Genomic DNA, 10,117 nt, shown 5'->3' on the forward strand with positions numbered 1-10,117 from the left:
ACTTCCACCAAGCTGAGTGAATAGAAGGGTGCTCGGACAGGCGTTGATCGACTTGCCGTTCCGTTTCCTAATTCGAAATCGACGAGAAGTTGTCGAAGTTGAACGCCCCAAACGCAAACTGCGGGAACAGGCTGTAGAGTCCACGCGTGAAGACCTGATCGATGAACTCGTCGGCGGCTTGGATTGGCGACTTCGGTACGACGACGACGTCGGAATCGTTGATCCAGATCTCATCAGCCGGTGTGGGGCGGCGGCCGTGGAGGGCGCCTTTGACGTCGAGCATCGTGGCCATGAGCCGCCAGTCGTCGCCGCGGCGGAAGACGACCACCTGGCGAAGATTCGCCCCAGGGGTCCAGCCCCCGGCGAGCGCGATCGCCCCCATGAGGGTCGTCGGAGAGTCGAGCGTGAAGCGGCCCGGCTGGGTGACTTCGCCCAGGACGAAGACGAATCGCGGTGCTCTTTCGGTCAGGATCGGCGTCACGGCGACGCCGGGAATCGTGGCGGCGTAGCGGGCATCGATTTCCCACTTGAGTTCTTCAATCGTCAAACCCTGAGCACAAACGGCACCTAAGCCCGGCAAATAAAGTTTGCCATCGGGATTCACGCGCACTTGCAATTGCAGACCGCCGGTACCCTGACGGGCGTCAACCGCGGAGATGAGGTCCTGCAGTCGCGTGTTCACCTCCAGCGGCGTTACCGTAATCGCTGGAACCTTGTAATACTTTTCGTATTTCCCTTCGAGCAACTGACGAAGCCCGTCAATCGTCATGTCGGCGGCTCGCACTTGGCCGAGCAGCGGCAGGCTAATCGTGCCATCGGGCTGCACGACCAGTTCGCGACGGATGTTGTCTTGCGAGTCGTCTTCGTCGTTCGCGGAAGTCGGACCCGTGTCGCCCGTGAGCGACTCGACGCGGATTTGATCGCCGACTTGCAGCTCGTAAGGAAAGCCTGTGACTTGCCGTGTGAGGCGGAAGACGAACGCGATTTCGTCGTCAACACGCAGGCGATACTCAGGAACATGCACACTGCGGGCGTGGCCAACGTACTCGCCCTGAGCGAACGCTTGCCAATTGATGCATCCGCGGGCTTCCCAGCCAACTTCCCCTTTGCCACAGCCGGCCAGACTATCGACACCCCAGATCGGGTGCGGAGCGGCCGGGCCGAGGGCCTGACAGAGTTTGATTTGGTTCCATTGGACGACGTGCTTATCGCCTTTCGTGGACTCGTTACTCGCAGCTTGCCACTTCGCCACCAGTTTTTCAGCGAGGGGATCTGAAGTTTGGCAGGTGTTGTCTTCAGTGGGGACAAACTTCGCGTCGTCGGCGCACAGCTTTTCGAAAAGTGAGATCACGCCAACAGCCGCAACCAAGGTTGCTGCGGTAAACCAGAGCCCATAGTGGAGAAAGGTGGATTTGGTTTTCATGGCTCAGTCGTTCTTTTTAGGCAGTTGCGCTAATGAGTTTTCTAAGTGAGCGATTTGGTTTGCCAGTTACCTATGAATTCCTTTGATCAGTACCCCGAAGGGGTTTCACAACATAGCCCAGGGTTCGATCATCACGAGCGACAGCGAGTGTGATCGTACCCTGGGTAACCGTTGAACCCCCTTAAGCGACCGAGCAGAAAGTCCTGACTACTGGCGGCACGCGAACGAGGTCGCAACAAGCCGAGGCAAGCCTTTCACATTTCGACCTCGGTTTTCCTTTTCGGCACACTTGACTTGCTACTCGGTCGATTATTGTTTGTCGCACTTAACCCAGGGTGGCGCAGGACTCGCTGGGGCTCGTCGCTGCTTACCCTGGGCTATGGGATGTAACCCCTTCGGGGTAATCTCGTGTTTTGGGTTGCTCTGTGGTTCGACTCGACCATTTCATTGACGAAATCTCTTGCTAGTAAAGGCGTCGTTGAGGTGCTGTCGTCGGTTGTGTTGTTACTGGAGTCCCTGGTAGGCGGACTGCCCCGGGGTGTCGGGCAACTTGTTGTGCCGATTGCTGCGAGACGGGCATGTTCGTTGGGCGTCGTCCGAGGGCACTAAACGCATCGGGTGTGACCCAGGCGACGCCGTTGACGACTCCGCTTTGGCGCTCCATTTCTCGGGCCCTTTGCCGCATCGCCACGGCGACTTGCTGCTGGCCGAGTTCCTTTTGAACGCGCGCAAGATTTCGTAACACCGTCGGATGCGGCTGCCGCTGGACGACTTGATTGAGCAGGTCGCCCGCTTCTTGATAGTGCCCCGCTTCGGCCATGAGGACGCCCAACTCGTGGGCAGCGAGGTGATTATTGCTATGGGCCATCAGGGACGCCTGTTGAAATGCATAGGCCTGGCGTTGTGCTTGGGGGTGTTGTTCGGGCTCCAGCTTGCCAAGCTGGCTATGCAGTTTGCCAAGCGCGTGAAGCGCCATCGAGCCGGCAGGCTCGCCAGCGACGGCTCCGCCGAGCTTGAACTGGGCGTAACGGAAGTAGCGATCCATCACCTGTTGAGGGAGGAGCAATTCGTTGTCGAAGTCGATGTTGATTGGCGTGCGGTGGGAAGAAGCAATCACGGCGACGGGAACTTCCGCGTCGAGTTCCGCTCCTTGAGGAGCAAAGTCGGCGGCCTCTTCCAAGGCTCGCAAGCCAGCGGCAAGGGCTAACGTGCGACGTGGTTTGCCATGCTTGCTATCCTTGGCCTGCGAGATCATCCGCAGCACGGCAACGAATTCCGCCCGAGCTGCATAGTAAGCACCACGACCGGCAAGCTGATACCCGCGGCGAATCTTGGCGATGGCCTGCTCGTTCACCTTGGCCCCGGTGAGTGTCCCCGTGGCGATTGCCGGCGGTGCCTCAGCATCGCTTGTTGGTTGAGCGTCCTGCGAAGCCTGGGCTTTCGTTTCTTGCTCTGGCTGGTAGGTTTGGGGCGGCTCAACGACCGGAGTTGGCAGCAGTGCGAGGCGTTGGTCGTTCTCGGGAGTTGCCAGCTCAGGCGACGTTTCCTCCGTTGACTCCTCAGCAAACGACCAGTCGGTGCTTTCTTCCTCTGGTTCCTCAAGCTCGCTCCAACTGTCAGTTTCTGCGTCTGTCTCCACGGGAGCTTCCTCTTGAACAGCGTCCATCGGCACCGGTGGGAGGAGCATCACGGCAATGGTAGAGTCGAAGGTCTCGCGAACCGAACTCTCGGGGACTTCTAGTGGCGGAGTTTTGCGGCCTTGGTAGGCATCGCTCGTGGCAAACTCTGACTCTTCTTCGGAAGGCTGCTGCCAATTTGGTTGCGCTATCGTAGGAGTAGGAAGCCCCGTAGCGGAGTCGAGCTCGAGCGCTTCCTCGGAAGTGAACGAGGGTTGATCAATCGGGGGAAGTAGCCGTAGTTCAGGGCCGTGAGGATCGTCGAACTCCCAAAAACGCTCGCCAGAGATTGTCGCGACTTCACGGAGAGCTGGCTGCGTTTTTTTCTCAGTTTGCTCCTGCTCTTTAGCTGAGGGGCCCGCGAAATAGAAGTCTTGGGGAGATTCCTGCGGTTCGTAGAGACTCTCACTGCAGCCGAGCGCGATCGTCAGGGTGGCGAGCACTAGCAGTGGCACAGAGCGAGAACCGCTACGCAGGGCTTTCCTGTTGGTTGGAGTCAGCCGGGCGAGGATCATGGAGCAGCTTTCCAGATGTTAATTCCGCTCAGTCGTTTCGACGGGCGCGTGCAAAAGGCGTTGTGATTCGTAGAACCTGTATCAACTGATTCGACCGGTGCCGCCGGTCGCGCGCAGCAAAACCGCTACCAACCGACCGGCATCAAGAGACGGTAGCCCGCACAGCCGTTACAGGTGGACCCAGTCAACGCTAGCAGGCGTTACAATCGTAATAGTTTGCCGCGAAGCGGCTTGAGCACGTAGCCGTTGGCGAAAGCCAACGGTCATGGGTTGGATTCAGCCTTAACCGCGAAGCGGTGACAGCGGTTCTAAGTCGCAAGCTGCTTTCGCCGCTTCGCGGCTAGTGAGAGATGAGACCTTGATTCCCCGAGCTGCGCTCGGGGCTACGTGCTATCGCAGCTTCGCTGCTAGCACCTATGCATGACGTCACAGACAGGTTCCAGCACAGTCCCTCAAAGTCCCGCCGATCAAAATAGCCGCTGCTGAAAGCCTTCCTCGGCCAAAAATGCCTCGTGACCGAGGCTCCGCAGGTGAGCGACGAATTGGCGGAGCTTCGGACCATGCAGGCAGTAGACCTGCTTGGGCTCGACACGATCGATCAGCTCGAGCAACTCGTTGAAGTCGGCATGGTCGGAAAGCGGTACGGCGTGATCAGCTTGCCAGCGGGACGCCAGAGTTGCGTCCATTGCCCAGCCAGTAACGGCGATGCTCACCGGCAACTCGATTCCCGCCAGACGAAAGCCTGGAGACGACTTAGGAAGTGTTATCACGACGCGGCCCGGCAAGAGTTCTGGACGGTACTCAGCGACATCGCCCAAGTTGACCCCTTCGTTCTCGTAGATCTTGCTGACGGCGAAGATGGCCGGATGTTGGAGTACCGGAATGCCTGCTTCGGTGAGAATCTTGGTCACCTCCTGAGCCTTTCCTAGCTCATAAGCGTGGACGACTGGTGTCTCGCCGTTCTTGAGGATCATTCGGGTGAGCTTCACCAATTGTTGGGTCGCGACTTCTCGTGGCGGAAAGCAATACCGCGGATCGCCGAACGTACATTCCATCAAGAGAATGTCTGCCTGAGGAGGATTCGCTCGCGCTGCGGTGGCGGACTCGCCAAGCTTGAAATCGCCCGTGTAGAGCAGAGAGACATCTTCACTGTGCTTGCCAGACAGACCCAGCCCTTCCATGTGCAGCATGACAGACCCCAAGCAATGCCCAGCCGGGTAAGTGGTGAGTCGCACGTCGCTGTACTCACGGGGGACGCCTTCGGCCAGCTCAACTACCTGCCGGCCCGCTCCTAGCCGATGACGATAGAGCTTACCTGTCGACGGCGTGCAGTAGGCCAGCTCGTGCCGCGCCATGTGATCGTGATGCGCGTGGGAAATGAATCCGTGAGGCTGCTGTCGCGTGACATCCAGCGCAAGCCGCGGTCGAGACAGGAATAGTCCATGGTCCCAGTGAAACATAATGACTTCAGTGTCTTAGGATGGCAGCGGGCGGCTGCGTGCTAGTTCTAACCATCGTACTGGAATTGTTCTTTCTCTGCTCGCGAACTAGGCTGAACGGTAGCCTGGACAGTCTCCACGTGCCGAAGCAACCACTATGGATCTCCCCGCCGAACTTTCCAGGATGCAAAAGCCCGTTTCGGCGCGAAGACGTTCGATGGTGGCAGCTTACTTCAATGCGTTGCTGTGGGGAGTGGGCAATGGGCTGGCGAGCATGACGCTCATCATCTACTGGGCACGCCATCTTGATGCCGATGGGCAGACCGTTAGTTGGTTGCTAGCCGCTCCTTCGTTGGTTGGACTATTGAGGCTGGCAACGCCTCTGCTGGTTGCTCGGCTGGGAAGCCGCAAGCGGTTCTGCATCCGCTACTTTCTCGCCGCTGCCGTGGTGCTGGCGGTACTTCCGGTGCTCGCTTCGCCCGAATGGTTGAAGAGCGTCCCCCACACGCTGGCCGGCATCACGCTGGTATGGGTGACTTATCATCTGCTGGAGTTTATGGCTGCGGTAGCGTTTTGGTCGTGGCTGGGGGACTTGGCTCCACGGCGAATCCGTGGTGCTTTTCTTGGAAAGCGGCAAGCGCTGATGAATGTCGGTAAAATCCTCGGCACGCTTGCTGCCTTGGCGACGACCTTGCTGTGGCAACGGCACTGCAAGAAGTACGAAATCCTTGAACAAGAATGGAAAGCCTATGCCGCCTGTTGCTTCGCAGGGGTCATTGCGTACTTGTTGGCGGTTTATCCGTTGTTCCGAATGCAAGATCTGCCGGAATGGCAAGTGGGGCACGATGGTGCTCGCAAAAGCAAACTGCCGAAGACCCTTTCGCAGCTTGTGACAAGCATCGTGCAACCACTGGCCGACGCGCGCTTCCGCAAGCTGCTACGATTTGGTGTTTGGTTCTCGCTTTCGAATGGAATCATCCAAACGGCTCAGTCGATTTTTCATACCAACTATTTCTCCTTCGCGGAAAAGAAAACTCTCGACTCCGTTTCACGCGGCGCTCAGGCGTCGTTGTTACTTTGGGCCGGAAGGCTTGTTGATCGGCGGGGGAATGTCCCCGTGCTGGTCTTTTCGCAGGCGCTGATAGCCTGCGCGCCGCTGTTCTTCCTGCTAGCCATTTCTTTCGGACGCTGGTGGGTGTTAGGAGCCTACGTTTGCTGGCTTGCTTACGCGGGGGAGAACATCACCCAACCCAACTTGATGCTGGGCCTCAGCCCTAGAGGCAAATCCACGGCCTACGCCTCCGCATGGTTCGCCTGGACACATCTGGCGTTCTCGATGAGTATTCTGGCAGGCGGGTGGTTGTTTGATTGGCTTAAAGACGATTTTCAAGTGAGCGCATGGCTCGCGAGCGAATTCCTCCGCGAACACCTCGACCACTTTGCGCTGCTGTTCCTGCTAAGTTGCGTGTTGAAGTCGATTGCGGTCGTGTGGGCGAAGAGAGTGCCTGAGCCGTAAGCGTGGATGGGACCAATACGCCGAAGGCGTTACGCATCATAGCCCAGGGTTGGTCAACAGGGAGCCCCAGCGAGCTTTGATCTACCCTGGGTCAAAAGCAGGATCCCGAGAGTCGACCGAGCGAGAAGGTATCAATATCGTCGGCGGCTTGCCGAGGTCGCAACGAACCGAGGCAAGCCTTTCACATTTCGACCTCGGTAACGACCCGCGGTGCCCATGACGTGCCGCTCGGTCGAATCTCGTTGGTTTCTTTGTAACCCAGGGTACGCCCACACTCGCTGTCGCTCGTGATGGTCGAACCCTGGGCTATGGGATGAAACCCCTTCGGGGTAACTCAAGGAATCGTAACTCTTTGGAGCTTATTTCGTTTCTGACGATCCATCGATTGCACATGGTATGCCTCGTGCCTCGGCATACCCTACCCAACTACTTCCCAACCTCCCACTCCGTCGTATCCGGTTGCTTTGCTCCTTCGGAGTTGACTTCCTTCACGGCTTGCCACAGGCTGAGTTTGAGTTGCACGATTCCCGCGACGATCAGCGCCAACAGGAACCACCAAGCGCGGTTTGCTGCCGTCGCCGCTGGTTCTCCGCGAAACAACAGTGACGAAGCTTGGTGGATGCCAAACAAGATCAGCAGTGTTTTGAACTCCGTTGGGCCGAAGCGAGCGAGCGTGAACTCGCCGGTCATCTTCGACTTAATATTAGTCAGCACGGCCATCGCGTAGAGCACGACGATACCCGCAGCGGCGAACCAGGGCTGTTCGCTGCTGTAGGCGAGGCCGGCGGTCCAGTAGCTGAAGGAGAGCGGGTCGACAAAGTGGTCGAGCAATTCACCTCCGTTGCGACACTGGCCGGTCGCGCGTGCGTGGGTGCCGTCGAGGCAATCGCAGGTATGATTGGCCGCCACGCCGAGAGCTGCCAGCAGGCCGCCCCACCATTGGCTCGCGCTGAACGCGAACCCAATCGCCCCCAAAATGGCCATGACGTGCCCAGTGAGTACAATCCCTTCCGGCGGAAAGCTGGCCGGGATGTTGAGCTTGCCGTAGAGGCTCTTCAACGGGCCGGAGAGCCACGGATCGAGCAGGCTATGCGAGACCCGGTGCGGTGCTGAGGGTTTCTCCGGAGTCGAATCTCTGCTTTTCTCAGACGCTTCCATGAGGAACCTTCCTCGGGCGAAAAGTCTTTCGATGCCGCTCGAACAAGCCAACATCGAGAACTTCAGGAGTCACTGCAACTCCCGACATAGCCAGCTATACTAGAGCATAGACGTAAAAGCCTGCCCAGGCTGTGTATTCCCAAGCTAGAGCAAGTGGTTCGCTGAACGAGCGAACTCAATTGTCCGGGGGCGACTCCGGCTCGAATAAGCGTTATGAATAGTCCCTTCAAATTGGCACCGGCATCAGAAGCTACTCATCATAACCCGAAGCGTAAGCGAGGGGCCACGCTAATGAAGTTTCTCCCTCGCTTACGCTTCGGGTTACGATTGCTACTACTACTTGTTGCTCTGCACATTGACAACACATCGAGCGTCTTGGCCCAGCAATCGGTCGATCAGGCTACCGTCCCGGGGGAGGTGATCGAGCCTGGCATCGAGCTACACATTGAAGGCGAACGCGTCGTCCCCGGGAGTGTCGTCGAGATCCCCGTCATTCGCACCCCGCAAAGCGTTCCGGTGGAGATGCCGATTCTCGAGCAGCCGCCGGCGAGGCCGAAGCTGCGGAATCTGATTCTCTTGATTGGCGACGGCATGGGGCCGCAGCAGTTGGGTTTGCTCTCGCAATTTGCGCATCATAGTAAACAGTCTCCTTACCCTGATGATCCAGACGGGGGCCGGCAAACGGCGATCGAACGGCTGATGAACGAAGGAGTCGTTGGGCTAGTGCGAACCGAGCCGTACGGTTCATTGGTGGTAGACTCGGCGGCGGCTGCGACCCAACTGGCGACGGGGCAACCAGCCGGTTCGGAAATGATCGGAACCAATGCCGATGGGGACTCAGCAGAGACGGTGCTCGAAGTCGCTAAGCAGAGTGGTCGCGCGACCGGATTGGTTTCCGACACGCGAATCACCCATGCCACGCCCGCGGCATTTGCTGCCCATCAGCGACATCGCTCGATGGAGAACGAGATCGCAAGCGACCTGCTTGCGAACCAAGTTGACGTGATGCTCAGCGGGGGGCTTCGAAACTGGATCCCCGAGGCCGCCAAGGATAAAGAATCGGTAACCTACGCTGCCGTGCTCCAAATGACCGGCGGTCGTTTTCCTGTCAGCTCGAAGAGAAAAGACAACCGTAACTTGCTATTGGAAGCACGCGAGGATTACCAGTTAGTCTTTGATCGGCAGGGCCTTGATCGTCTTACCGAAGGGCGAGTCTTGGGACTGTTTGCCGATTCAGGGATGGACGATGCCCTGATGGAACGTGCCGCTGAGGCGGAGGGCAAACGCACTCAGCCGACGCTTGCGGAAATGACGACGAAGGCCGTCGAACTGCTTGATCAACGCCCCGAGGGTTTTTTCTTGATGGTCGAAGGGGGCCAGATTGATTGGGCCGGCCACAACAACGACGCTGGCACGATGCTGCACGAGCTGCTCCGCTTCGATGCGGCGGTCGCAGCCGTTCTCGATTGGGCCAAGGACCGCGATGACACCCTGGTGATTGTCACCGCAGATCACGAGACGGGCTCATTTGGTTTTAGCTACTCCGGGAAGCCTCTGCCTGCGAGTCGTCGGCTTCAAGGGAACATCTTCAACGGTAACGAGTACGCTCCGAATTTCAACTTCGCCGGGCACAAGGCACTTCAAAGGCTTTACGGTCAGAAGCAGAGTTTCTTTGCGATCTTTCAAACCTTCGATGCTTTACCCGGCGACGAAAAAACCCCCGAGAAATTGGTAGAGCTGGTCAACGCGGCGATGCCGATCAAGATCGATCTCGACGATGCAATTCGGATTCTAGCGCGAGAACGCAATCAGCTTTACTCAGAAGGGCATCCGTACCTTGGCGGTCAGACGGTGCCGAAGATCGATGATTTCACTGCCTTCTATGTCTACGGCGAAAACTCTAGGCACAATCTCCTTGGCCGCGTCTTAGCCGAGGAGCAGAACGTCGTCTGGGGAACGGGCACCCACACTAGCACGCCGGTGCCGCTGGGTGCTTGGGGACCGGAGGGTGTCGCGAAGCAGTTCGGCGGGATGAAACACGCGACGGAGATTGGGCAAGGGATGATCGAGTTGATGCGGGAGTGAGCCAGTCTATTTGTTCTTTCTGCGATGGCGAAACCAGAACGGAAGACCTCCGAGAAACCCTAGCATTGCTCCGAGAAAGAAATTGTGTAGTTGGCTGGCTGCGGGTAATGCGATGTACGGTTTCCAGGCTAAGATGCCAAGAACAGCGGCGAGTACAAGCGGAGCTAGAGCGTACTTCCCGAGACCATAGCGCCCTTTAGGAAATTCGAGTAGACTTGGTAACTTCACCTTAAGGAGGAGCCCGATGGTTTATTCGAAGGAACGTCGCGGGGAAGTGCTTGCTGCTTGTGATGCCGGCAAGGGGA

General features: G+C 58.0%; 6 protein-coding genes. 2 read left to right on the plus strand and 4 right to left on the minus strand.

Annotated elements, in window-relative coordinates; translation table 11 throughout:
- Positions 1 to 67: 67 nt before the first annotated feature.
- The 3 genes from RIB44_20400 to RIB44_20410 form a co-directional block, all read right to left on the minus strand.
- Entirely contained in the window at positions 68 to 1,423 is a 1,356-nt protein-coding gene (locus RIB44_20400; GenBank protein ID MEQ8618943.1) for a polysaccharide biosynthesis/export family protein, read from the minus strand.
- 463 nt (positions 1,424 to 1,886) lie between these two features.
- A complete protein-coding gene (locus tag RIB44_20405) occupies positions 1,887 to 3,614 on the minus strand; it encodes a hypothetical protein (GenBank protein ID MEQ8618944.1) in 1,728 nt (575 codons plus the stop codon).
- Between the two features lie 467 nt (positions 3,615 to 4,081).
- Entirely contained in the window at positions 4,082 to 5,074 is a 993-nt protein-coding gene (locus RIB44_20410; GenBank protein ID MEQ8618945.1) for an MBL fold metallo-hydrolase, read from the minus strand.
- 136 nt (positions 5,075 to 5,210) lie between these two features.
- On the opposite strand from RIB44_20410, the gene RIB44_20415 reads away from it, so the two are divergent.
- On the plus strand, positions 5,211 to 6,569 hold the full coding sequence (locus RIB44_20415; protein MEQ8618946.1) for a hypothetical protein: 1,359 nt from the start codon (positions 5,211 to 5,213) through the stop codon (positions 6,567 to 6,569).
- A gap of 426 nt (positions 6,570 to 6,995) precedes the next feature.
- Here RIB44_20415 and RIB44_20420 read toward each other — a convergent pair whose 3' ends face one another.
- Entirely contained in the window at positions 6,996 to 7,727 is a 732-nt protein-coding gene (locus tag RIB44_20420) for a CDP-alcohol phosphatidyltransferase family protein (GenBank protein ID MEQ8618947.1), read from the minus strand.
- Between the two features lie 291 nt (positions 7,728 to 8,018).
- Between RIB44_20420 and RIB44_20425 the strand changes: the two genes are divergently transcribed.
- Positions 8,019 to 9,812, plus strand: a complete 1,794-nt coding sequence (locus RIB44_20425) for an alkaline phosphatase (GenBank protein ID MEQ8618948.1) — start codon at positions 8,019 to 8,021, stop codon at positions 9,810 to 9,812.
- Positions 9,813 to 10,117: the final 305 nt, after the last annotated feature.

This window comes from Lacipirellulaceae bacterium (assembly GCA_040218535.1).
Classification (GTDB): Bacteria; Planctomycetota; Planctomycetia; order Pirellulales; family Lacipirellulaceae; genus Adhaeretor.

Bases quoted from the DNA above. Each gene is read 5' to 3' on its own strand.
- RIB44_20405 (MEQ8618944.1), bottom strand. From the start codon at position 3,614: ATGATCCTCGCCCGGCTGACTCCAACCAACAGGAAAGCCCTGCGTAGC.
- RIB44_20415 (MEQ8618946.1), top strand. From the start codon at position 5,211: ATGGATCTCCCCGCCGAACTTTCCAGGATGCAAAAGCCCGTTTCGGCG.
- RIB44_20420 (MEQ8618947.1), bottom strand. From the start codon at position 7,727: ATGGAAGCGTCTGAGAAAAGCAGAGATTCGACTCCGGAGAAACCCTCA.
- RIB44_20400 (MEQ8618943.1), bottom strand. From the start codon at position 1,423: ATGAAAACCAAATCCACCTTTCTCCACTATGGGCTCTGGTTTACCGCA.
- RIB44_20425 (MEQ8618948.1), top strand. From the start codon at position 8,019: ATGAAGTTTCTCCCTCGCTTACGCTTCGGGTTACGATTGCTACTACTA.
- RIB44_20410 (MEQ8618945.1), bottom strand. From the start codon at position 5,074: ATGTTTCACTGGGACCATGGACTATTCCTGTCTCGACCGCGGCTTGCG.